This is a genomic window from Alcaligenes sp. WGS1538 (assembly GCF_043187505.1).
Lineage (GTDB): Bacteria > Pseudomonadota > Gammaproteobacteria > Burkholderiales > Burkholderiaceae_B > Alcaligenes.
Genome location: NZ_CP171109.1, coordinates 2,630,316 through 2,653,909 on the forward strand (window position 1 = coordinate 2,630,316; position 23,594 = coordinate 2,653,909).

Sequence of the window (23,594 nt, forward strand, 5' to 3'; positions counted from 1 at the left end):
CATGAGCCGCGTCGATTTCGCCTTCGGCGCGCCGGACCGCTTGCGCATGGCCTGCGAGGTCGTGCACAAGCATTACCAGGCGGGCCGGCAGGTGGTGGTCTATCTGTCGGACCCCCGCCAGCTCGCCCGCTTCGACCGCCTGCTGTGGGGCTTCGAATCCACCGCCTTCGTGCCCCACGTCGGCGTGGATGATCCCCTGGCGCCGGACACCCCCGTGGTACTGACCTCGGCCGCGCCCGTGCCCCCGGCCGAACAGGCCTGGCTGCTCAACCTGGACGCGCAGTGCCCGCCCGGATTCGAGCAGTTCCAGCGCGTGCTGGAAATCGTTTCCGACCGCGAATCCGATCGGCTGCAGGCGCGCGAACGCTGGCGCCTGTATCAGGCCCAGGGATGCGATCTGCACGCCCACAAGCTGGATCGCCACTGAAGCCGACGACAACTCTCTTGATTATTCAGGTATTTGTCAGTTATTCTTTGCCCTTGATCCCACCTGTATTCTAAGGAATCACCATGAGCGAATTTCGTCAATCCAGCCTGCCTGAGCACAACGGCTCCCTGGGCGCACAGTCGCTGATTGCTCGCAATCGCGTCCTGCGCAACACGTACTGGCTGCTGGCCCTGTCCATGGTGCCCACCGTGCTGGGCGCCCTGCTGGGCCTGTCCTCCGGCATCAACCGGGTCATGGGCGCCAGCCCCGGCCTGAGCGCCATCGTATTCCTGGTCGGCGCCTTCGGCCTGATGTTCCTGATCGAACGCAACAAGAACAGCTCGCTGGGCGTGGCCCTGCTGATGGCCTTCACCTTCTTCATGGGCGTCATGCTGTCGCGCCTGCTGGGCTTCGTGCTGGGCATGGGCAATGGCGCGCAACTGATCATGCTGGCCTTCGGCGGCACCGCGGCCGTGTTCGCCACCATGGCAACCGTGGCCAGCACCACCAAGCGCGACTTCACGCACCTGCAGAAGTTCCTGTTCATCGGCGCAGTCATCATCCTGGTCGCCGCCCTGGCCAACATCTTCCTGCAACTGCCCGCCCTGATGCTGACCATTTCCGTGATGGCCATCGGCATCTTCTCGGCATTCCTGCTGGTGGACCTGCAGCGCGTCATCAACGGCGGCGAAACCAACTACGTCTCGGCCACGCTGGCCATCTACCTGGACGTGTACAACATCTTCAGCAACCTGCTGATGCTGCTGGGCATCCTCGGCGGCGACCGCGACTGAGTTTTTCTTCTTCTCGATATTTCAGCCCCCTTCCCAGGGGGCTTTTTTTTGGTTCTTCGAGGAATTCCGGGAGCCAATTTGCCAGGTCGATGCCGAACTCTTTTTTGCCGCCGGCCGTCTCGCGACCAGTCGCAACCATGCGCCCCGATCCGCAGGCTGGTTTTTCATGTGTCAGGTGAAGCTCAAGGGTATAGTAAAACCTGTAAGAAACTTCCGATCCGGAGATAGCAGGTGGCCGTATTCGAAACCCAACACATCGTGGACAATCTGCGCGGCGCGCGCGAGGACTGGCGGCATGCGCAGCAGCGCCTGAAGGAGCCCGACGGACAGGAATTCCCCTCCGTGCAGGCCCTGACCCGCGTGACCGAGCAGCTCAAGGGCGTACTGTTCCCCATGCGCCTGGGCAGCCCCGACCTGCGCCGCGAACACGAAGACCACTACGTGGGCTACACCCTCGGCCAGGCCCTGAACGCCTTGCTCGAGCAGGCGCGCATCGAACTGCGCCGCTCCGCCCTGGCGTTGCGGCTGAACATGGACCGCGAAGCCATCGAGCGGCACGCCCAGGCCGCCATCCAGTCTTTTGCCGACTCCCTGCCCGACATGCGCCGCACCCTGGACCTGGACGTGGTGGCCGCCTACCAGGGCGACCCCGCCGCGCAGAACGTGGACGAAGTGCTGCTGTGCTATCCTGGCGTGCTGGCCATGATCCACCATCGCATCGCCCATGCGCTGCACATCCTGGACCTGCCGCTGATCGCCCGCATCATCGCCGAGCTGGCCCACGGGCAGACCGGCATCGACATCCACCCGGGCGCGCGCATCGATCAGGCCTGTTTCATCGACCACGGCACGGGCGTGGTCATCGGCGAGACGGCCATCATCGGCAAGCGCGTGCGTATCTACCAGGCCGTCACCCTGGGCGCCAAGCGCTTCAGCAAGGACGAAAAAGGCTTTCTGCTCAAAGGCCAGCCGCGCCACCCCATCGTGGAGGACGACGTGGTGATCTACGCCGGGGCGACGATTCTCGGCCGCGTCACCCTGGGCAAGGGCTGCACCATAGGGGGCAATGTGTGGATCACCGACGACGTGCCGGCCGGCGTATCCGTGACCCAGGCCAGCCTGCTGCGCGGCCAATAGCAATAGCGCGCGGCAACGGCAGGCCGGTCCATCGCTGGAAGCGGGCCTGGCCACGGCGGCGCAATCAAGGGCGGCTGGCTGCCTGTATTGCGCCGGGCGAGATCCTTTCCGCTTCTTGCTCAGGCCCGCTGGGGATCCGCATGGCAGCAACGGCGGGCTGCACCGTCTGCTCCGACCAGCCTCCGCCCAGGGCCTTGTAGAGATCGATCAGGTTGCTTGCGCGCGCCAGGCGCGTGCGCACCAGAGTCTGCTGCGCGCCATAGAGCGTGCGTTGCGCATCCAGCAGGCTCAGATTGTCATCCTCGCCTGCCGTGAAGCGCTGCCGGGCCAGCTCATAGGCTTCCTGGCTGGCGGCCGCCAATTGCCGCCCGTACCGGATCTGATCATCCAGCGTGCGCTTGCCGGCCAGACCATCCGCCACCTCCCTGAAGGCCGTCTGGATGGCTTTTTCATAGGCAGCGATCTGGATGCGTTTGCGCACGGTCGCCGCGTCCAGCTTGGCTTTCAGCGCACCACCGCTGAAGATCGGCAGCGTGATCCGAGGCATGAAGCTCCATGTGCGCGAACCTGCCTCGAACAAGCCGTCCAGGCTCGCGCTGGCCGTGCCGGCCGCCCCCGTCAAGCTGATCGCGGGCAGGAAGGCCGCCCGTGCGGCGCCGATGCTGGCATTGGCGCCGCGCAGCTGATATTCGGCAGCCCGTACATCAGGCCGGCGTACCAGCAGATCGGACGGCATGCCGGCCGGCAAGTCCGCGGGCACCAGGCCGTCGGGCAGCGTCACGGCCTCATCCAGCAGGCGGGACAGGTCCGGAGTCAATGGCTGCCCCAGGAGCAGCACCAGGGCATTGCGATCATGCGCAGCCAGCCGGACATACATCGCCAGGTTTGCCTGCGCGCTGCGCAGCGACATCTCGGCGCGGCGCAGATCGATCTGGCTGGCGCCGCCGGCTTCGACCAGCTGCGCGGTCAGATCGAAAGAGCGTTGTTGAGCGTTCAGTGTTTCTAGAGTCAGGCCCAGCAGTTCCTGGTCGGCCCGCAATGTCAGATAGGTCTTCGCCACTTCGGCGACCAGGCTCAACTGGGCCGCCGTACGAGTTTCATCGAGCGCCAGATAGGACGCCAGGGCCTGTTCGCCCAGGCTGCGGATGCGCCCCCACAGATCAATCTCCCAGGACGCAATGCCCGAAACCTGGTAGCTGCGGTCTATCGTGGCGTCTGCGGCCGGGCCGAGGTCTGCCGGCACTCGCCGGGCAGCGCCATCCGCACCCGCTCCAAGATGGGGCAGCAGGTCGGCACGCCTTATACGATACTGCGCCCGGGCGGCTTCGACGTTCAGCGCCGCCTTGCGCAGATCGCGGTTGTTGGCCAGGGAAATGGCGATCAGCTGCTGCAACAGCGGATCGCGAAAGAAATCACGCCAGCCTATGTCGGCGGCGCTCGCCTCGCCGGGGCTCCCGGACGCTGTCTGAGCATAGGCCGCGCCGGATGGATAGGCCGGATCGACAGGCGCTGCCGGGCGCTGATACGTCGGCGTCAGGGAGCATCCGGCCAGTACGGCCGTCACGGCAAGCAGCGCCGGCATCCTGGTTCTTCGGGTCAGTGCAAAAGATGTTTTCATGTCGATATGTCCTCCCGGCTGTCATGCACTCTGATTGTTCATCCCCGTGACGGAGCCACGGGCCGCGCGACGCAGAGCCAGACGGCGCACCACCATGTAGAACACGGGCGTCAGCAGCAAGCCGAACAGCGTCACGCCCAGCATGCCGGCGAACACCGCAATGCCCATCGCATGCCGCATTTCTGCGCCGGCGCCGGTGGCCAGCACCAGCGGAACGACACCGGCGATGAAGGCCAGCGAAGTCATCAGGATAGGACGCAGGCGCAGGCGCGCCGCCTCGAGCACGGCGCTCAGCGGGTCGGCGCCTTCGTCTTCCTTGGCGCGAGCGAACTCCACGATCAGGATGGCGTTCTTGGCCGCCAAGCCGACCAGCACCACGAAGCCGATCTGCGTGAAGATGTTGTTGTCGCCTCCTGAGATCCAGACTCCCGCGATTGCGGACAGCAGCGCCATGGGCGCGATCAGCAGCACCGCGAATGGCAGCGACCAGCTGTTGTACTGGGCCGCCAGTATCAGGAAGGCGAGCAGCACCGCCAGCGGAAAAATGAACAGCGCCGAGTTGCCGGCCTGCTTCTCCTGGAAGGTCAGGTCCGTCCACTCGTACACCATGCCGGCCGGAAGCGTTTCGCGGACGATTCTCTCGATGGCGTCGGTGGCCTGGCCCGAGGAATAGCCGGGAGCCGGGCCGCCGCTGATGTCCGCCGAGGGGAAGCCGTTGTAGTGCATCACCCGGTCCGGGCCGGTGCTGCGCGTGATCGTCGCCAGGGCGGAGAGCGGAATCATCTCCCCTGCCGCATTACGCACCTTGAGCAGGCCAATGTCTTGCGCTTGCATGCGATAGGGCGCATCGGCCTGGGCCATGACCCGGTAGGTGCGGCCGAACCGGTTGAAATCGTTGACGTAAAGCGAGCCCAGATTCACCTGCAAAGTGTCGAACACCTCGGTCAGCGATACGCCCTGGGACTTGGCCTTCACCCGGTCAATGTCCACCTGCAGCTGAGGCGCATTGGTTTGAAAGCTCGCCAGCATGTTCGCCAGCTCCGGCGCCTGCATGGCCTTGGCCATGATCTGGCCTTGCGCCTGCGCCAGGGCCTGGACGCCCAGCTCCGCCCTGTCCTCGATCTGAAGCTTGAAGCCGCCCATCGCCCCCAGGCCCGGCACGGGCGGCGGCGGAAAGATGCCGACGAAGCCATCCGGGATCTGGCTGAACTTGCCCATCAGCCTGCCTGCAATGGCATTGGCCGACAAGGACGGATCCTTGCGCTCGCCAAAGGGCTTGAGCATGGCGAACATCAAGGCGGAGTTCGGCACATTCACCGGGCCATTGACCGACAGGCCGGGGAAGGCCACCACGCTCTCGACGCCGGGCTCGGCCAGCGCAATCCTGGACATCTCCTTGACGACCGCCTCGGTGCGGTCAAGGGACGCGCCGCTCGGAAGCTGGGCGATGCCCACCAGGTAGTACTTGTCCTGCGCGGGCACGAAGCCGGCCGGTGTCTTGTGGAATCCCAGCCAGGTCAGGGCCAGGAAGCCGGCATAGAGCAGCAGCACGATGGCGCTGCCGCGCACCGCGCGGCGCACCGTTCCCACATAGCCGTCCGAAGCCTTGTCGAAGAAGCGGTTGAAGCGGCGGAAGAATACGCCGAACACGCTGTCGATGACGCGCGTCAGACGGTCGGGCCTGTCCCCTGCGTGGTGCGGCTTGAGCAGCACGGCCGCGAGCGCCGGCGACAAGGTGAGCGAATTGATGGCCGACAGGATGGTGGAAATGGCGATGGTCAGCGCGAACTGGCGATAGAATTCGCCCTGCAGGCCCGACAGGAACGCCGAAGGGATGAAGACCGCCGCCAGCACCGAAGTGATGGCCAGGATGGGGCCTGTAACTTCATCCATGGCCTTGCGCGCCGCATCCTTGGGCGACTGGCCCAGGGCGATGTGGCGCTCCACGTTCTCGACCACCACGATGGCGTCGTCCACCACGATGCCGATCGACAGCACCAGGCCGAACAGCGACAACGTGTTCAAGGAAAAGCCGAACAGGTGCATGAGCGCAAAGGTGCCGACCAGCGAAATCGGCACGGCGACCAGCGGTATGATCGAGGCGCGCCAGGTTTGCAGGAAAAGCACGACGACGATGACCACCAGCAAGGTGGCTTCCAGCAGGGTCATGGCAACGGACTCGAGCGATGCACGCACGAAGACCGTGGGGTCGTAGGCGATCCGGTACTCGATATCCTGCGGAAAGTCCTGCTGCAGTTTCTTCATCGTGGCGTGCACGGCGCTGGACACATCGAGCGCATTGGCGCCGGGGCTCTGGATGATCTGCATCGCCAGCGCCGGTTCGCCATTGAGCAGACTGCGCAGGGCGTAGGAGTCCGCGCCCATCGAGACGCGAGCGACGTCCCGCAGGCGTGTCACTTGCCCCTCGGCGCCCGTCTTCACGATGATGTCGCCGAACTGCTCCTCGCTCGTCAGGCGGCCGAGGGTATTGACGGTGACCTGGAAGGCGGCCGAGGCGTCCGGCTGCTGCCCCACCGACCCGGCGGCGACCTGGACGTTCTGCTCGCGGATGGCGGCGACCACTTCGCTCGCGGTCAGCCCGCGTGCGGCGACCCTGGCCGGGTCGAGCCAGACCCGCATGGAATATTCCCCCGCCCCCCAGACCAGGACATCGCCCACGCCGGGCAGACGCGCGAGCTCATCGCGAACCTGCCGGATGGCGAAATTCGAAAGATAGAGGGGGTCATAGCGTTTGCCCGGCGAGACCAGGTGCACGACCATGAGCACGTCGGGCGAGGTTTTCTGCGTGACCACCCCGATGCGCTGGACTTCCTGAGGCAGCCGGGGCAAGGCGCGCGAGACGCGGTTCTGCACCTGGATTTGCGCCATATCGGGATCCGTTCCCTGCTTGAACGAAATCGTGAGCACCATGCGGCCGTCGGTCGCCATCTGGGAGTTCATGTAGAGCATCCCCTCCACGCCGTTGACCGCCTGCTCCAGGGGAGAGGCAACCGTATCGGCGATCACCTGGGGGTTGGCGCCCGGATAGCTTGCCGTGACCTGTACCGTGGGCGGGGTGACCGAAGGATACTCGCTCAGCGGCAGCTGGAGGAAAGCCACCGCGCCGGCGATCAGCATCAGCACCGACAGCACGATGGCGAAGATCGGCCGATTGATGAAAAAGCGGGGAAAGTTCATCGGCCGGCCTCCTGCGCGCCGGCCTCGCCGCTCGGCCCCGCAAGCGCCGGCGCCGCCTGCTGCATGGGTACGATGCGGGGCGCGACGGTCATGCCGGGACGGACCAGGCCCTTGATGATGATCTTCTCGCCGGCCTGCAAGCCGCCATGAACGACGCGCAAGCCATCCACCACCGGGCCGGGTTCTATCGGCCGGTACTGGGCCTGGCTGTCCGGACCGACGACCAGCACATAGCTGCGTCCCTGGTCGGCGCCCACGGCCTGGTCGTCGATGAGGATGGTCTGGCGCGCGGCGCCGGTGGACAGTCTGACGCGGGCGAACAGCCCCGGCGCCAGTTGGCCATCGGGGTTCGGCACGACGGCGCGCGCGCGTATCGTGCCCGTGCTGCGATCGATCCTGTTGCCCACGAAGTCGAGTACTCCCTTGTAGGGAAAGCCCTCGTCGGTGGCCAGGCCTACCTCGACGGGCATCGCTGGCGCGTTTGCCTTGGCATCAGGCCGGGCCCCTCTCACGGCGGCAAGATAGGTGGCCTCGTCGATGTCGAAATAGACGTGCAAGGGATCGATCGACACGATCGTGGTCAGCAGCGTGGCAGCGCCTGCCGCGCCGCCGCTGACCAGATTCCCCTCGGTCACCAGCACCCGGTCCACGCGTCCGGAGATCGGCGCGGTAATGCGTGCATAGGAGAGGTCGAGCCGTGCCGCAGCAACAGCCGCCTGGGCCGACTGCACCTGCGCCTGCCGCGCCCTGCGCGCGGAGACGGCATCGTCATAGGCTTTGCGCGAGACCGCGCCGGTGGCCACCAGCCGCTCGGCACGGTCGAGATCAGCCTGGGCCTGGCTGGCCAGCACCTCGGCCTGGCGCAAGTTTGCCGTGGCGGTGTCCAGCGCGACCTGGAACGGACGCGGGTCGATCTGGAACAGCAACTGCCCCTTGCGCACGAGCCCGCCTTCGGGGACGCTGACCGCCTCGACGGCCCCGCCCGCTCGTGAACGCAGTTCGACGGTCCTGGGAGCGGCAAGAAAGCCCGTGAATTCGATGGCGGGCGCGATGGAACGCGTGATGACCTCGGCCACGGGCACCTGCGGCGCCGCCGGCGCGCCTGCGGGCGCTTCCCTTGGGGGCGCCGCGGCCTTGCCTTCGTCCTTGACGGCGTCGCGGGCAGCGAACGCCGTCCCCCCGAGGGCCGCGATGATGCCCGCCGCCACAGCGATTCTGAATTTTTGACGCATGAACATGCCCCTTTACATGCTGCAGGGCTTCGGCCCTTCCGAAGCGTCTCTGCAGGAATTTGAGGCAAGGCTGAGCGTTACAACGACGGGAAGGTCAAGCCTTCCTTCTGCTGAAAATTGCTTCGTCGCATAATCACACGACGCACCGCTGCACAGGCAGGCCGGGCGCGCCTGCCGTCCGGCTCATGGCCGCCGGGCGCCAGGCATCCCGGCGCTGAAAGCGAGAAGCCGGGTTCCGCCGGCCAGGGACAGGGCTTGACCTTCCTATCATGGCAAGCCTCAAGCTGTGCCATGTCGAATTGCAGCCATGGCAAGCAGCCACAGAGCGCGCCCAGCGCCATCGACATCCACCGCTGCGCACTGAGAAAGGAGAAAGTTCATGAACATCGGCGATGCGTCCAAGGCTTCCGGAATCTCTGCCAAGATGATCCGTTACTACGAGGAAATCGGCCTGATCCCCCCCGCCGGCCGGGCCGACTCAGGCTACCGTACCTACGGCCCTGCCGACATCCACCGGCTGCACTTCATTCGCCGCGCCCGCGACCTTGGATTCTCGGTGGCCGAGATCAGCAACCTCTTGAACCTGTGGAACGACCAGTCGCGCCAGAGCGCGGACGTCAAGCGCCTGGCCGAGCAGCACATCGCCGAGTTGAACCGGCGCATAGGAAACATGCGGCAGATGGCGCAATCGTTGAAGGCGCTGATCGACTCCTGCGCGGGCGACCACCGGTCCGACTGCCCGATTCTGAACGAATTGCAGCAGCCCGACCCTGGCCTCCAGGATCGGGAAGCACGTACCGGCGCCGTTGAGCGCCGCGCCCGCGGCCATATCGCCCTGGCTGAGGAGAAATGCCAATGTGCAGGCCAGCACTGAACGTCTGAAGGACGGCGCGCCAGCCGTCGCCGTTCCGCCCCGTCTTGCCGAAACGACGTGAAGGCGCCCGCGTTGTCAGCCGCATCAGCGCGGGCGTCTGCTTTCCGGGGAATGGGCCTATCCGCGCGCCGCGGCGCGCTCGGTGCGCCACCAGCGGATTCCGCCCTCCAGCGCGACCAGCAGCACTGCAATCCAGATGGGGATGTAGGTCCACCACTGGTCGGGACTCATGGGCTCGCCCAGCAGCAGGAAAGCCACCCAGAACAGCAATATCGGCTCCACATAGCCCAGGATGCCGAACAGCGCCAGCGGAAGCTTGCGGCTGGCCGACAGATAGCTGACCAGCGCCACGGAACTGATCAGCCCCAGCACCGGCACCTGCCAGAACAGGCGCGCATGCTGGATGAATTCCCCCCACATGCCGGCATCCTGCACGAACAGAAGCCAGCAGGCGGGCGGGAACAGGAAGCTCAGGTCGAACCACAGGGAGGCGAGCGAACCCAGGCGCAGATGGCGGCGCAGCATGAAATACGGCGGGTAGCCGAGCACGACCACGGCCGTGGCCCACGATACGCTGCCCACGCGCCAGAGCTCGTGCAGCACGCCGACCGCCGCCAGGGCCACCGCCAGCCACTGCAGCCGCGTCAGGGTATCCTTGTAGAACAGGCGGCCCACCAGCACCATCATCAGGGGCAGCAGAAAATAGCCCAGCGACACGTCCAGCGCCATCTGGTGCAGCGGCGCCCAGACGAAGATCCACAGTTGCACGCCAACCAGGGCCGCGGCCAGGCCCAGCAAGGCGAAGTAGCGCCAGTTGCCCGGCCAATGGCGCAGCACCCAGCGCACTTCCCGCCAGCGGCGCGCCCGGGTGATGACCAAGGCCAGGGCCGGCAGGCCCAGCACGATGCGCCAGGCGAATATCTGCTCGCCGCTGAGCGGCTGCAGCACCGTCGCATAAAAATACAGCAGCGCAAACAGCGACGAGGCGAAAACGGACAGCAATACGCCCTGTTTCATGGCTGCGCTCCTGCCGGCGGCATCTGGAGATGCAGCTGGCCCAGGCGGAACAGGCGATCGCGCTTGAGCAAGGTCGCGGTGTCCAGGGCCTGGGCCTCGGGCGTGACCATCAGCCCCGGCAATCCTTCCAGCAGGCGCCGCATCAGTTCGGGCTGCCGTTCCATGCACAGCGACAGGAACTGGTCCGGCTCCCAGAGCGTCAAACTCAGGCGGCGCAGTTCGGAGCGGTTGAAATCCTTGATGTTGCGCGTCAGTATGCCCACTGGCTGTCCTGGATGACGCTGCTGGGCGGCGCGCGCCGTGGCGATCACGTGCCAGTCCTTGGCGTCCGAATGGCGCAGTCCGTCCTTGAACGGCGTCGTATCGCCCAGGTCGGCCTGCGGGTAGGCCTGCTGCAGCTGCTCCCACTGCTCCTCGATGGACAAGGGCATGACCTTCCACAGGCGCGCCGCGTTGCGGCGCCACTCATCGCCGATGACCGGACTCCAGACCGGCTGGAATGTGCCGGCGTCGGCCATGGCCAGCAACAGGCGGCGCAGCACGTTGGAGATCAGCACGCAGGTATCGAGCACCAGCACGGAAGGAGAAGCGGCGGCCATATCAGTAGCGTTGCAATTGCATGAGCACGGTACGCGTGTGCAAGGGGCGGCCCAACAGGCTGTTGAGCCGCTCGCGCAGGCGGATGCGCAGTTCGGGTTCGCGCAGGGGATCGTCGAAATCAGGCATGTCGTCCTCGAAGCCGTAGCCGGTCTCGGTCAGCAGCACCCATTCGAACCGCCGCAAGGCGCCGGCGACCGGCGGCCGGGGCTGCTGCGCCAGATGAGCCAGGGCGGCCTCGTAGGCATCGTACAGCACCGGATGCGGATCCTCGCGCGGCAGCAGGCGGATCAGGAGCTCGTTCATGTACCAGGCCGACATCAGCGCCCTGCCCTTCAGGGGCCGGATGCCGGCGCAGTCGGCCCGGGTCAGGGTCTTGACCTCGTTCTGGCCCGTCCAGCTGAGCAGCAGGGGCTGGAAGACCGACAAGGCGGGCCGCAGGACGGAATGCGGTCGCTTGGCCCCCTTGGCGACCAGCGGCACAAGGCCGTGGTTGCGCGTGAAGGCCTGGCAGATCAGGGACGTTTCGCGCCAGGCGCTGGTGTGCAGTATGTAGCCGGGCTCGTCCTGAAAACGCTGCCGGCGACTATTCATACCCCAGTTCGCGCAAGGCCGCTTCGCGATCGGACCAGCCCTTGCGCACCTTGATGTACACATCCAGGTAGACGGGCTTGTCGATCAGCTTGGCGATGTCCTGACGGGCTTCGGTGGCGATGCGCTTCATGTGCATGCCGCCGGCGCCAAGCAGGATGGGGCGATGGCTCTCGCGCTCCACCACCACGCAGGCGGAAATGCGCGCGCCATGGTCGTTCTCTTCCCATTGCTCGATGACGACCGTGCAGCCGTAAGGCAGTTCGTCGCCCACCAGGCGGAAGATCTTCTCGCGCAGCAGCTCCGAAGTGATGAAGCGCACCGAACGGTCGGTGATGGTCTCGGCATCGAACATGGCTTCGCCTTCGGGCAGGCGCTGGGCGATCTCGTCCAGGAGCTGGTCCAGCTGCACGCGCTTGGCGGCGCTCACGGGGATGACCGCGCCGTACTCGAATTCCTGTGAAAGGCGGGCGATGAAGGGCAGCAGCTCGTTCTTGCTCTTCAAGGCGTCCACCTTGTTGACCACCAGGATGGTCTTGCCGCCCTTGGGCAGCATGGGCAGCAGCTCGGCGTCGGCGGCCGACCATTTGCCGGCCTCGACCACGTGCACGACCACGTCCACGTCGGCCAGCGCCTGGTTGACGACGCGGTTCATCATGCGGTTCATGGCCCCGCCATGCCGGGTCTGGAAGCCGGGCGTGTCCACGAAGACGATCTGGTCGTGCTCGCGCGTCAGCACGCTGTTGATGCGGTGCCGGGTCGTCTGGGCCTTGCGCGAGACGATGGAGATCTTGCTGCCGATCAGGGCGTTGGCCAGGGTGGACTTGCCCACATTGGGGCGTCCGACGATGGCGACGAACCCGCAGCGAAAAGCTTGGTCTGTCATGAATTCTCCTGGGACACCGCCACAGGCAGAGCCAATTGGGACGGGCGGCGATGACGCGAAGCGCGCGTGGTCTTGGCCGGCAGCTGGGCCTGCAGCAAGGCGATGGCCTGGGTGGCGGCGGCCTGCTCGGCCGCCCGGCGGCTGCTGCCGCTGGCCTGGACGTGGATGTTCAGCTTGGCGATGGTGCATTCAATGTCGAACATCTGGTCGTGGGCCGCGCCATGAGTGGCCACCACGGTGTACACCGGCAGGTCCAGCTTGCGGCCCTGCAACAGTTCCTGCAGCAAGGTCTTGGGATCCTTGCCCAGGGTCTTGGGGTCCACATCCACCAGCATGGGTTCGTACAGCCGGGTGATGACGGCTTCGGCCTGGGCGAAGCCGGCGTCCAGGAACACCGCGCCGAAGATGGCCTCCACGGCGTCGGCCAGGATGGACGGGCGGCGAAAGCCGCCGCTCTTGAGCTCCCCTTCCCCCAGGCGCAGGTATTCGGACAGGTCCAGCTCGTTGGCGATCTGCGCCAGCGCGGCCTGCTTGACCAGATTGGCGCGCAGACGGGACAGGTCGCCCTCGTCGATGCGCTCGAAGCGGCGGTACAGCAGGGCCGCCACGGTGAAGTTCAGCACCGAGTCGCCCAGGAACTCCAGGCGCTCGTTGTGGCGGGCGCTGTGACTGCGATGCGTCAGCGCCTGCTCCAGCAGCGCGATGTCCTTGAAAGAGTGGCCGATGGCGGCCTCAAGCAAAGATAAACGTTTCATTAGTGGAAGCGGCCGATGCGCCCCGGTTCGCGGAAATTCATCCAGATGAAGAAAGCGCGCCCGACCACGTTCTCGTCGGGCACGAAGCCCCAGTAACGGCTGTCCAGGCTGTTGTCGCGATTATCCCCCATCACGAAGTAATTGCCCTCCGGAACCACGCAGGACACGCCGTCGACGAAGTATTCGCAGGAATCGCGATGCGGAAAAGCCACGATGGGCATCAGGCCTTGCGGCAATGTCTTGTTGAGCAGGATGTTGTGCTGGGTCTTGCCCAGTTCCTCCAGGTAGCGGCCGATGTAGACCGTGCGGTCCGGCTCGTAGTAGTCGCCATTGCGCACCTGGGTCACGGGCTCGCCATTGATGGACAGCACCTTGTCGCGGTAGTCCACGCGATCGCCCGGCAGGCCCACCACCCGCTTGATGTAGTCCACATCGGTGTCCACGGGATAGCGGAACACGATGACGTCGCCGCGTTCGGGCTGGCCCATGGGGATCACCTTGGTGCCGGTGACCGGCAGGCGGATGCCGTACTCGAACTTGTTGACCAGGATCAGGTCGCCGCTCTTGAGCGTGGGCAGCATGGAGCCCGAGGGAATGCGGAAGGGCTCGAAAATGAAGGAGCGCAGCACGAACACGAACAGGATCACGGGAAAGAAGCTGACGCCGTACTCGATCCACCAGGGCATGCGGTTTTCACGGTCGTAGGCTTCCTGGCGCAGGCGCTGGTTGTCCTCCGGGTCCATGCCGGCCGTGACGGGCACGGCGTCCATGGCCGCCTGGGCGCGGGCCAGCCGGCGCGGGCGCAGGGAGAAACGGTCCAGAAACCAGATCACGCCGGTCACCACCAGCAGCACGAACAAAATCAGAGCGAAATCCCAGCTCATCGGTTTCCTTTAAAGAAGTTAATCCAGCCCTGCGCGCGGGGCCGGGCTCGCACCGGCCCGGTGCGCCAGGATCACTTGTCCTCGACCTGCAGGATGGCCAGGAAGGCTTCCTGCGGGATCTCGACGTTGCCCACCTGCTTCATGCGCTTCTTGCCGGCCTTCTGTTTTTCGAGCAGCTTCTTCTTGCGCGAGATGTCGCCGCCGTAGCACTTGGCCAGCACGTTCTTGCGCAGCGCCTTGACATTCTCGCGGGCAATGACTTCGGCGCCGATGGCCGCCTGGATGGCGATATCGAACATCTGACGAGGGATCAGGGTGCGCATCTTGGCCACGACCTCGCGGCCGCGGTAGCGGGCGTTGCTGCGGTGCACGATCATGGACAAGGCATCGACGCGATCGCCGTTGATCAGGACATCGACCTTGACCACATCGGCGGAGCGGTACTCCTTGAACTCGTAATCCATGGAGGCGTAGCCGCGGGACACCGACTTGAGGCGATCGAAGAAGTCGAGCACGATCTCGGCCAGCGGCATTTCGTAGGTCAGGTTAACTTGACGCCCGTGATAGGTCATATTTAACTGCAAACCGCGCTTGGCTGTACACAGCGTCATGACCGGGCCCACGTATTCCTGGGGCATTAGCAGCGAAACCACAACAATGGGCTCGCGCACATCCTCGATGTGGGCCACCTCCGGCATGCGGGACGGGCTCTCGATCATCAGCACTTCGCCGTCGCGCTTCTCGACCTCGTACACCACCGACGGCGCGGTGGTGATGATGTCCATGTCGAATTCGCGCTCCAGGCGCTCCTGCACGATCTCCATGTGCAGCAGTCCCAGGAAGCCGCAGCGAAAGCCAAAGCCCAGGGCCTGGGAGACTTCCGGCTCGAACATCAGCGAGGCATCGTTCAGCTTGAGCTTTTCCAGGGAGTCGCGCAATTGATCGTATTCGCTGCTTTCCACGGGATACAGGCCCGCGAACACCTGCGGCTTGACTTCCTTGAACCCGGGCAAGGCGGCCTGTGCCGGCTTGCCGGCCAGGGTGATGGTGTCGCCCACCTTGGCGTGCTCCAGCTCCTTGATGCCGGCGATGACAAAGCCCACTTCGCCGGCCGAGAGCTGCTGGCGATTTTCGGACTTGGGCGTGAACACGCCGATGTGCTCGACCAGGTGCGTGGCCCGCGTGGCCATCAGCAGCACCTTGTCCTTGGGGCGCAGCACGCCGTTGACGATGCGCACCAGCATCACCACGCCTACGTAGTTATCGAACCAGGAGTCGATGATGAGCGCCTGCAAGGGCTCGTCCGGGCTGCCCACGGGGGCGGGCACGCGCGCCACGATGGTCTCCAGGATGTCGTCGATGCCCAAGCCGGTCTTGGCGCTGGCGGCGATGGCGTCGCTGGCGTCGATGCCGATCACATCCTCGACTTCCTGGCGGGCGGCGTCCGGATCGGCCTGGGGCAGGTCCATCTTGTTGAGCACGGGAATGACTTCCACGCCCTGCTCGATGGCGGTGTAGCAGTTGGCCACGGTCTGGGCTTCCACGCCCTGGGAGGCGTCGACCACCAGCAGCGCGCCTTCGCAGGCCGACAGCGAACGGCTGACCTCGTAGGAAAAGTCCACGTGGCCGGGGGTGTCGATCAGGTTGAGGTTGTAGATCTTGCCGTTCCGGGCCTTGTACTGCAGGGCCGCCGTCTGGGCCTTGATGGTGATGCCCCGCTCTTTCTCGATGTCCATCGAATCCAGAACCTGGGTCGACATTTCGCGGTCGGCCAGGCCTCCACAACGTTGGATCAGGCGATCAGCCAGGGTGGATTTGCCGTGATCGATGTGGGCAATGATGGAGAAATTACGGATGTGATCCATAGACCGTTAAAGATAAACAATAAGTTGTGGCTCGATGCCAGAAAAACGCCACGAAAAAGGGGCGTCCAGGACGCCCCCTTCTGACTGACGGCTATTTTAGCCGTTTTGCAGGATTTATTTCGATGGCGTGATTAGAACCCATTGAGATTGGCCCGAACGCAATACCAGCAAGGCGGCCGCTTTGGATTTGTCCAATGAGGCCACCAGTTTAGCGTATTGTTCGGGAGTTCCCACGTCTTTGTCGTTCACGCGCAGGATCAGGTCGCCGGGCTGCAGCCCCGCCTCGCTGGCGGGAGCGCCGGCTTCGGTTACCTGCACGGCGCTGTCCAGCCCCAGGCGCTTGAGGTCGGCCTCGGGTACCGCGGTCACTTTCAGGCCGAAGGCGTCGGCGCTGGTGGTCGGCGCTTTTTCGGGCGCATTGTTCGGCGCCGAAGACGAGGAAGGCATTTCCGCCACTTCCATCTTGACGGTTTGCTGCTTGCCTTTGCGCCAGATCTCGACGGTGGAGCTCTCGCCCGGCTTGGTGCCGCCCACGAAGCGCTGCAGATCGGCCACCTGGTCGATCTTGCGGCCGTTGAACTTCAGGATCACATCGCCGGAGCGGATGCCGGCCTTGGCGGCCGGACCGCCCTCTTCCACGCTGCTGATCAGCGCGCCCTTGCTGTCAGGCAGGCCCAGCGCCTTGGCCACGTCATCGGCCACCGGCGTGATCTGCACGCCGATGCGCCCGCGCGTCACTTTGCCGTGCGCCTTGAGCTGCTCGACGACCTGCATGGCCTCGTCGATCGGAATGGCCAGGGAAATACCCATGAAGCCGCCGCTGCGCGAGATGATCTGGGAATTGACCCCCACGACTTCGCCGTTCAGGTTGATCAGCGGACCGCCCGAGTTGCCGGGATTCACCGCCACGTCCGTCTGGATGAAGGGCAGGTAGTCGCCCGTATCGCGATTGATGGCGCTGACGATGCCGGAAGTCACGGTGGACTCCAGGCCGAAGGGCGAGCCGATGGCCAGCACCCACTGCCCTTTCTTGAGCTTGGCGGAATCGCCTATGGTCATCGGCTTGAGATCCTTGGCCTCGATCTTGATCAGGGCCACGTCGGTGCGCTCGTCGGTGCCGATGATCTTGGCCGGATACTCCTTGCCGTTGCTGAGCGTGACGAAGATGCCGTTGGAGTCGGCGACCACATGGTTGTTGGTGAGTATGTAGCCGTCATTGGAAATGATGAAGCCCGAGCCTACGCCGCGCGGCACGGTGCGCTCCTGGGGCTGCGGCTGGTTGCCGCCGCGCGGGCGTTGCGGCGCCATGCCGGGCGGCACGAAGTCCGGGCCGAAGAACCAGCGGAACATTTCGTAGGGATCCGAACCCGGGCCCATGGCTGGCGATCGCACCGGCACGGCCTCGGTGGTGCGGATGTTCACCACCCCGTCCTCGGTCTTGGCCACGACATCGGTGAAGTCGGGCAGCCCGGCGATGCTGGCCTGGGCGACCGGCGCGCTCTGCGCCTGGGCATGGACGGCCGTCAAAGGCGCGGCTGCAGCCAGCAGCGCCGCGGCGGTCAGGGCCGACAGGACATTGAAACGCATTTTATGACTCGATTTTTCCATTGAAAAACTCCTGGTGGACGATAGTCAATGTGTCCGGGATGGGGAAACGAACTGCGTACTTTCGGCCAGCGAGCGCAAGGTCTGCATGGGAACTTCGCCCGTGGTCGTCACGACGTGATCATTGATGCGTGCGCGGAACATGTTCATGGAGCCGCGATGATAGGCGCCCAGGCTGTTCTCTTCGGCTTCGGGCGTGCCGACGCGTTCCAGGAACACGGAAATGGCCGCCAGGCCGTCGGCCATGACCAGATGCGTGACCTGCCGGCCGGCGCGCATGGGCCGGAGCATTTCCGAGCGCATCGTGAATCCGGGCGGCATGGCGAACTGCCAGCCCTGCTGGCTGGAATCGAGCTTGCGCACTTCGGGTTCGACGACTTCCCATTGGCTGGGATTCCAGCTGGTGCGCAGGTCCTGCAGCGCGACCTGGTCGCCGAACGCCACCGAGGCGAAGGCGATCTGGTCCACGATGGCCTGGCGAGCGTCCAGCGTCTGCATCTTGAGCAGCAGGCGGTGATCGGTATCGGCGCACAGGCGATAGCCGTAGCGCTGCTCGTCCTTGGGCACCAGCTCGACCACGTCGCAGGGGCGGCCGGCCACGCGTTCGGCTTCGGGCAGGCGGCGCATATCGTAATGCTGGGGCAGCTGGCTGACATCGCCCACCAGAAAGCTGGGGAAGCGTTCATTCTGGCGGCGCTCGATGACCACCATCTTCTTTTCGGGCATCAGGCACTGGGTGACGTCGTTCTGGCGCAGGTATTCGCGCGGGAGCCCGTCCAGTATCTCCAGCCGTTCGCGCTCGCCGGTGCCGTCGACCACGTGCACCAGCTTCATGGACTGGCTGGATTCGCCCTGGGTATAGATGATGACTCCGGAATAGTCCAGGTCGCGGGCGGCTTTGTGCACCTGCTGCAGCCAGGGCAGGTCCAGAGGCTGGACGGGACGCTGCTCCTGGGCCAGCGCCGGGGCCGCCAGCAAGGCCAGCAGCGAGGCGGCAAGGCCCTTGCGCATGCGGGCCGCCGTCGTACGCGACGGCAAGGGAACAAGCGTCATTGGCCCAGCGCTCCGCTTTCAAAGGACACATGGCGCACCGGACCGGCCCCGACGAAGTCGCGGTGCAGGTCGGCATAGTCGTTCCAGAGCTGTTCATCCTGGGCGCTGGCGACCAGGGAGCCGCCTTGCGGAGCATCGGTCACGCCCAGGTAAGGCAGGCCCATCCAGACCGCCGCCGCCACCGCGGCCAGCGCCGCCAGGCCGGGCACGGCATAGCGCTGCGCCAACGACTTCTTGAGCGCATGCGGAGCAAGAATGGTGGGTTCTTCATCGATCGCCTTGGACAGGCGCGCATAGAAGCGGTCCGACGTGCGGATGGCCAGCGCCTCGGTGCGCATGACATCGCCGATCAGGTGATACGTATCCCAGACCTGGCGCCCGTAGGGCGAATCCAGTTCTTCGGGACGCATCTCGGCCTCGCCGTCCACCCAGGAGGATACGGAGGCTTCCCAGGCGTTCAGCTGTTCTTCATCGGAATGGGATTTCAGGGCTTGCATCATCAATCCTTACCACCGTCGTTCACTATCTTCACCATCAAGTATGGGACGCAATTGCGCGGCAATGGCGTCGCGGGCCCGGAAGATGCGCGAGCGCACCGTTCCTATCGGGCAATCCATGGTCTGAGCGATGTCTTCGTAGCTCATGCCTTCGATTTCACGCAGCACGATGGCAGTCCGCAATTCTTCGGGCAGGGCCTGGATCGCACTATTTACGGTTTCGGCAATCTGGCGGCTGACCATCACGGACTCAGGCGTGCTTATGTCAGTTAGGTTGTCGATTTGATCAAAAGTTTCACCTTCTTCATTTTCGATTGCCTGCAGCGCGCTGGGCCGGCGTCCGGCCGAAGCCTGCCAGTTGCGCGCGGTGTTGATTGCAATGCGGTACAGCCAGGTATAAAAGGCGCTTTCGCCCCGGAACTGGGGGAGCGCCCGATAGGCTTTGATGAAGGTTTCCTGCGCCACGTCCTCGATCTCGGACGGGTCGCGTATCATGCGGCTGAGCAGACGCATGATCTTGCGCTGGTATTTCAGCACCAGCAAGTCAAAGGCGCGCTTGTCCCCACGCTGAACACGTGCAATCAGTTCGGCATCGGTATCGCGTTCACTCATTGAGTATCCTTATTCTGAACACGGACCTGCTGTGGCAGCCTGTTCGCACACAGGCGCAAGGCCCGCCAGGCCTGCGGAGGCTGGCCGAAGCGCCACACCGTGACCTGGCTGCGCAGCGCGTCCGGACCGCCGGCGGCCAGCTGGAGTGTGAGCCACCATGGCGAGCGCCAGACCTGCCTGAGCTGCACGGGCTCGAACCCGGCTCCGTTGCGCTGCAACCAGTATAGCCCCGCCCTATGGCTTAGGATAGCGGTATCCCCCAGCGCGCGCCGTGCGCGAAGGCCGAGAAATATCGCCAGCAGCACGCCCAGTGCCAGGCAGATCGGCCAGGGCTGCCGCCAGGAATGCAGCACCCAGGCGGCGCCGGCCGCGGCAAGTACAGAAGCAACGACGCCCAGCCTGCGGACCGGAGCGGGAGCGCCGGTTCGCCAGGACTGGGCGTGACGAGCGGGGTGGGCCGTATTAGCGAAGACGGCTGACCACCATGGAGCCGTTGGTGCCGCCAAAGCCGAAGGAATTGGACAGCGCCACGTCGATCTTCATCTCGCGCGCCTGGTTGGCGCAGTAGTCCAGGTCGCAGGCCGGATCCTGGTTGAAGATGTTGATGGTGGGCGGCGAGACCTGATGGTACACCGCCAGCGTGGTGAACACGGCCTCGATGCCGCCGGCCGCGCCCAGCAGGTGGCCGGTCATGGATTTGGTCGAATTGATGACCAGCTTGCGGGCGTGGTCGCCGAACGCCAGCTTCAGGGCCTCGGATTCGTTGACGTCGCCCAGCGGCGTGGACGTGCCGTGCGCGTTCACGTAGTCGACCTGGTCGGGGTTGATGCCGCCGTTGCGCAGCGCATTGAGCACGCCGCGGCGCGGACCGTCGCGGTCGGGCGAGGTGATGTGGTGCGCATCCGAGCTCATGCCGTAGCCGGAGAACTCGCCATAGATGCGGGCGCCGCGCTTCTTGGCGTGCTCGTATTCTTCCAGCACCAGCACGCCGGCGCCCTCGCCCAGCACGAAGCCGTCGCGGTCCACGTCCCAGGGACGCGAGGCGGTCTGGGGATCGTCGTTGCGGGTGGACAGCGCGCGCATCGCCGCAAAGCCGCCGATGCCCAGCGGCGAGACGGTGGATTCGGCGCCGCCGGCGATCATGATGTCGGCATCGCCGTATTCGATCAGGCGGGCTGCGTCGCCGATGGAGTGCAGGCCCGTCGTGCAGGCCGAGACCACGGCGTAGCTGGGACCTTTCAGGCCCAGGTTGATGGACAGATGGCCCGAGATCAGGTTGACCAGGGAGCCGGGAACGAAGAACGGGGAGATGCGACGCGGGCCCCGCTCGAGATAATCTTTCTGGGTCTCTTCGATGCGGGGCAAGCCGCCGATGCCGGACCCGACGATGACGCCCACGCGCTCGGCGTTGGCTTCGGTGATTTCCAGGCCGGAATCCTTCCAGGCCTGCATGCCGGCCGCCACGCCATAATGGATGAAGGTATCCATTTGCTTGGCTTCTTTGGCCGAGATGTACTGCGTGATATCGAAATCCTTGACCTCACCCGCAATCTGGGCACTCAGGGCCGACGGATCGAAACGGGTGATACGCCCGATGCCCGAACGTCCATTGACGATGTTATCCCACGCGGTGGGGATATCGTTGCCGACCGGGGAAACAATGCCCAGACCGGTAATCACGACACGTCGCTTCACGGATGACTCCTAAACACAAAAAAAGCGGTTCGAGGGGAATGACTGCGTCTTGCCAGCCAAAGCTGCAGGGCGCGAGCCATTCTCTGGAAACCGCCTTGGAGCGGGGGCATGCAGGAACGCAGGCCCACACCCTGGATTGAACTTACTGCTTGCTGTGAGAATTGATGTAGTCCACAGCTTGCTGGACCGTCGTGATCTTCTCAGCTTCTTCGTCTGGGATTTCGGTTTCGAATTCGTCTTCGAGCGCCATCACGAGCTCGACCATGTCGAGCGAGTCGGCACCGAGGTCGTCGAGAAAAGAAGATTCGTTTTTGATCTCGGCTTCGTTGACGCCAAGTTGTTCAGCGACGATCTTCTTGACGCGCTGTTCGATGCTTTCCATGCAGATTCTCCAAGTTGGGGAAAAATTCCCGCGAATTATAGCCAATCCAAACTGCTAAAAGATGTAGGCTATGACAAAAAACGGCGTTCTTGTATGAGGCCCAGCGTTACCCGTGCAACGCCGGCTCAAGCAATAGGCCCCAAATAATCCCGCAATTTTACCTCAGCCGGGCGCGATGCCAAGCCCTTACATGTGCATGCCGCCATTCACATGAATGGTGCTGCCAGTAATGTATTGCGCCTGCGGACCGGCCAGAAAGGCGACCGCGTTGGCGATATCTTCGGCCGAACCCAGACGGCCCAAGGGAATTTGGGACAGGATGGCGGCCGACTGTTCAGGCGTCAATGAGCGCGTCATGTCGGTGTCGATGAAACCGGGCGCCACGCAGTTGACCGTGATGTTGCGGCTGCCCAGCTCGCGCGCCAGCGCGCGGCTCATGCCGGCCACGCCGGCCTTGGCGGCGGCGTAGTTGGCCTGGCCCGGATTGCCGCTCTCGCCCACCACGGAAGTGATGCTGATGATGCGGCCCCAGTGGGCCTTCATCATGGGGCGCACCACGGCGCGGGCCAGGCGGAACACGGCGCTCAGGTTGGTCTGGATGACCGCGTCCCAGTCCTCGTCCTTCATGCGCATGGCCAGGTTGTCGCGGGTGATGCCGGCATTGTTGACCAGGATGTGCGGGCCGCCGTCTTCCTTGCTCAGCTCCTGGATCAGGGCCTCGCAGGCCTGGGCGTCGTCCACGTTCAGCACCACGCCGCGGCTGCCGTTCTGGTCCAGCGCGGCGCTGATGGCCTGCGCGCCGGATTCGGAGGTGGCCGTGCCGATGACCTTGGCGCCGCGCGCCATCAATTCTATTGCAATGGCCTGGCCGATGCCGCGCGAGGCGCCGGTGACCAGGGCGGTCTTGCCGCTGAGATTGAAATCTTGCATTTACGCTACCTTCAGGGATTCCAGGGTCGCCTGCAGCGAGGCGGGGTCGGTGATGGACAGGGCGACCAGGTCGCGGTCGATGCGCTTGACCAGGCCGCTGAGCACCTTGCCGGGGCCGCATTCGACCACGTGCGTGACGCCCTGGGCCTTCATGGCCTGGATGGTCTCGACCCAGCGCACCGGATGCCAGGCCTGGCGCACCAGCGCGTCCTTGATTCCGGCCGGATCGGCCGGCGACTGCACGTCCACGTTGTTGATGACGGGCACGGACGGCGCCTGCAGGTCGATGCCGGCCAGGGCCTGTTGCAGCACGGCGGCGGCCGGCTCCAGCAGACTGGAGTGGAACGGCGCGGACACGGGCAGGACCAGCGCGCGCTTGGCGCCGGCTTCCTTGGCCAGCGTGCAGGCGCGCTCCACGGCCTCGACGTGGCCGGCGATCACGACCTGGGCGGGCGCATTGTAGTTGACGGCTTCGACCACCTGGCCCTGGGCGGCGCGGGCGCAGACCTCGCGCACCTGCTCGTCGTCCAGCCCCAGCACCGCGGCCATGGTCCCCAGCCCCACGGGCACGGCGGCCTGCATGGCGTCCGCGCGCACCCGCACCAGCGGCACGGCCTGCTCCAGCGTCAGCGCGCCGGCGGCGGTCAGGGCGGAATATTCGCCCAGGCTGTGCCCGGCCATCAGATCGGGAGCCTGCCCGCCCGCCCCGATCCAGGCGCGGTACATGGCGACGGCGCTGGCCAGCATGACGGGCTGCGTGTTGGTGGTCAGGTTCAGGTCTTCGGCCGGCCCTTGCGCCATCAGCGCAGCCAGGTCCTGACCCAGTGCGGCGCTGGCCTGCTCGATGACCTGGCGCACGACGCCAGACTCAGCCCAGGCATCCAGCATGCCGACGGACTGCGAACCTTGCCCGGGAAAGACAAACGCAATTTTCATGGTAGAGAG

Annotated in this window: 23 protein-coding genes; 4 read left to right on the forward strand and 19 right to left on the reverse strand. The window is 65.0% G+C overall.

Features of this window, described 5'->3' with window-relative positions; genetic code table 11:
* Position 1 precedes the first annotated feature (1 nt).
* From ACF3ND_RS12255 to epsC, 3 genes are all read left to right on the forward strand, one after another.
* Entirely contained in the window at positions 2–427 is a 426-nt protein-coding gene (locus ACF3ND_RS12255; RefSeq protein ID WP_394060817.1) for a DNA polymerase III subunit chi, read from the forward strand.
* An 83-nt stretch (positions 428–510) separates the two neighbouring features.
* The gene (locus tag ACF3ND_RS12260; RefSeq protein WP_394060819.1) at positions 511–1,221 is read left to right on the forward strand and encodes a Bax inhibitor-1/YccA family protein; all 711 of its coding nucleotides are present in this window, start codon (positions 511–513) and stop codon (positions 1,219–1,221) included.
* A 231-nt stretch (positions 1,222–1,452) separates the two neighbouring features.
* Positions 1,453–2,358 (forward strand): serine O-acetyltransferase EpsC, encoded by a 906-nt coding sequence (gene epsC, locus ACF3ND_RS12265; protein WP_394060820.1) that lies wholly within the window; start codon positions 1,453–1,455, stop codon positions 2,356–2,358.
* Between the two features lie 64 nt (positions 2,359–2,422).
* On the opposite strand, the gene ACF3ND_RS12270 is transcribed toward epsC, so the two are convergent.
* Genes ACF3ND_RS12270 through ACF3ND_RS12280 form a run of 3 tightly spaced genes read right to left on the reverse strand, consistent with a single transcriptional unit; the run spans position 2,423 to position 8,406 of the window.
* A complete protein-coding gene (locus ACF3ND_RS12270; protein ID WP_394060822.1) occupies positions 2,423–3,976 on the reverse strand; it encodes an efflux transporter outer membrane subunit in 1,554 nt (517 codons plus the stop codon).
* 21 nt (positions 3,977–3,997) lie between these two features.
* Entirely contained in the window at positions 3,998–7,174 is a 3,177-nt protein-coding gene (locus ACF3ND_RS12275) for an efflux RND transporter permease subunit (RefSeq protein WP_394060824.1), read from the reverse strand.
* Positions 7,171–8,406, reverse strand: coding sequence for an efflux RND transporter periplasmic adaptor subunit (locus ACF3ND_RS12280; RefSeq protein WP_394065835.1), 1,236 nt, complete (start codon positions 8,404–8,406; stop codon positions 7,171–7,173). The genes ACF3ND_RS12275 and ACF3ND_RS12280 overlap by 4 nt, the downstream gene beginning before the upstream one ends.
* 379 nt (positions 8,407–8,785) lie before the next feature.
* Between ACF3ND_RS12280 and cueR the strand changes: the two genes are divergently transcribed.
* Complete coding sequence (cueR, locus tag ACF3ND_RS12285) at positions 8,786–9,280, forward strand: Cu(I)-responsive transcriptional regulator (protein ID WP_394060826.1); 495 nt, start codon at positions 8,786–8,788, stop codon at positions 9,278–9,280.
* Between the two features lie 117 nt (positions 9,281–9,397).
* Here cueR and rarD read toward each other — a convergent pair whose 3' ends face one another.
* The 16 genes from rarD to fabD form a co-directional block, all read right to left on the reverse strand.
* The gene (gene rarD / locus ACF3ND_RS12290) at positions 9,398–10,297 is read right to left on the reverse strand and encodes an EamA family transporter RarD (protein WP_394060828.1); all 900 of its coding nucleotides are present in this window, start codon (positions 10,295–10,297) and stop codon (positions 9,398–9,400) included.
* On the reverse strand, positions 10,294–10,896 hold the full coding sequence (locus ACF3ND_RS12295; RefSeq protein ID WP_394060830.1) for a PIN domain-containing protein: 603 nt from the start codon (positions 10,894–10,896) through the stop codon (positions 10,294–10,296). Before ACF3ND_RS12295 ends, rarD begins: the two co-directional genes overlap by 4 nt.
* A 1-nt stretch (position 10,897) precedes the next feature.
* Positions 10,898–11,488, reverse strand: a complete 591-nt coding sequence (recO, locus tag ACF3ND_RS12300; protein WP_394060832.1) for a DNA repair protein RecO — start codon at positions 11,486–11,488, stop codon at positions 10,898–10,900.
* Complete coding sequence (gene era, locus ACF3ND_RS12305) at positions 11,481–12,371, reverse strand: GTPase Era (RefSeq protein WP_394060834.1); 891 nt, start codon at positions 12,369–12,371, stop codon at positions 11,481–11,483. Before era ends, recO begins: the two co-directional genes overlap by 8 nt.
* On the reverse strand, positions 12,368–13,126 hold the full coding sequence (gene rnc, locus ACF3ND_RS12310) for a ribonuclease III (RefSeq protein WP_394060836.1): 759 nt from the start codon (positions 13,124–13,126) through the stop codon (positions 12,368–12,370). The genes era and rnc overlap by 4 nt, the downstream gene beginning before the upstream one ends.
* A complete protein-coding gene (gene lepB / locus ACF3ND_RS12315; protein WP_394060838.1) occupies positions 13,126–14,010 on the reverse strand; it encodes a signal peptidase I in 885 nt (294 codons plus the stop codon). The genes rnc and lepB overlap by 1 nt, the downstream gene beginning before the upstream one ends.
* 71 nt (positions 14,011–14,081) lie before the next feature.
* Entirely contained in the window at positions 14,082–15,875 is a 1,794-nt protein-coding gene (lepA, locus tag ACF3ND_RS12320; protein ID WP_394060840.1) for a translation elongation factor 4, read from the reverse strand.
* 114 nt (positions 15,876–15,989) lie between these two features.
* Positions 15,990–17,483 carry a DegQ family serine endoprotease gene (locus ACF3ND_RS12325; RefSeq protein ID WP_394060842.1) on the reverse strand — a complete coding sequence of 498 codons (1,494 nt, stop codon included), beginning with the start codon at positions 17,481–17,483 and terminating at the stop codon, positions 15,990–15,992.
* A gap of 24 nt (positions 17,484–17,507) precedes the next feature.
* Positions 17,508–18,533 (reverse strand): MucB/RseB C-terminal domain-containing protein, encoded by a 1,026-nt coding sequence (locus ACF3ND_RS12330; protein ID WP_394060844.1) that lies wholly within the window; start codon positions 18,531–18,533, stop codon positions 17,508–17,510.
* Positions 18,530–19,033, reverse strand: a complete 504-nt coding sequence (locus tag ACF3ND_RS12335; RefSeq protein WP_394060846.1) for a sigma-E factor negative regulatory protein — start codon at positions 19,031–19,033, stop codon at positions 18,530–18,532. The genes ACF3ND_RS12330 and ACF3ND_RS12335 overlap by 4 nt, the downstream gene beginning before the upstream one ends.
* 6 nt (positions 19,034–19,039) lie before the next feature.
* Positions 19,040–19,642, reverse strand: coding sequence for an RNA polymerase sigma factor RpoE (gene rpoE / locus ACF3ND_RS12340; RefSeq protein WP_394060848.1), 603 nt, complete (start codon positions 19,640–19,642; stop codon positions 19,040–19,042).
* Positions 19,639–19,860 (reverse strand): hypothetical protein, encoded by a 222-nt coding sequence (locus ACF3ND_RS12345; protein WP_394060850.1) that lies wholly within the window; start codon positions 19,858–19,860, stop codon positions 19,639–19,641. The genes rpoE and ACF3ND_RS12345 overlap by 4 nt, the downstream gene beginning before the upstream one ends.
* A 244-nt stretch (positions 19,861–20,104) precedes the next feature.
* Complete coding sequence (gene fabF / locus ACF3ND_RS12350) at positions 20,105–21,337, reverse strand: beta-ketoacyl-ACP synthase II (RefSeq protein WP_394060852.1); 1,233 nt, start codon at positions 21,335–21,337, stop codon at positions 20,105–20,107.
* 142 nt (positions 21,338–21,479) lie between these two features.
* Positions 21,480–21,719 carry an acyl carrier protein gene (acpP, locus tag ACF3ND_RS12355; protein ID WP_003800961.1) on the reverse strand — a complete coding sequence of 80 codons (240 nt, stop codon included), beginning with the start codon at positions 21,717–21,719 and terminating at the stop codon, positions 21,480–21,482.
* A 186-nt stretch (positions 21,720–21,905) separates the two neighbouring features.
* On the reverse strand, positions 21,906–22,649 hold the full coding sequence (gene fabG / locus ACF3ND_RS12360; RefSeq protein WP_394060855.1) for a 3-oxoacyl-ACP reductase FabG: 744 nt from the start codon (positions 22,647–22,649) through the stop codon (positions 21,906–21,908).
* Positions 22,650–23,585 carry an ACP S-malonyltransferase gene (fabD, locus tag ACF3ND_RS12365; RefSeq protein ID WP_394060857.1) on the reverse strand — a complete coding sequence of 312 codons (936 nt, stop codon included), beginning with the start codon at positions 23,583–23,585 and terminating at the stop codon, positions 22,650–22,652.
* Between the last annotated feature and the right edge of the window lie 9 nt (positions 23,586–23,594).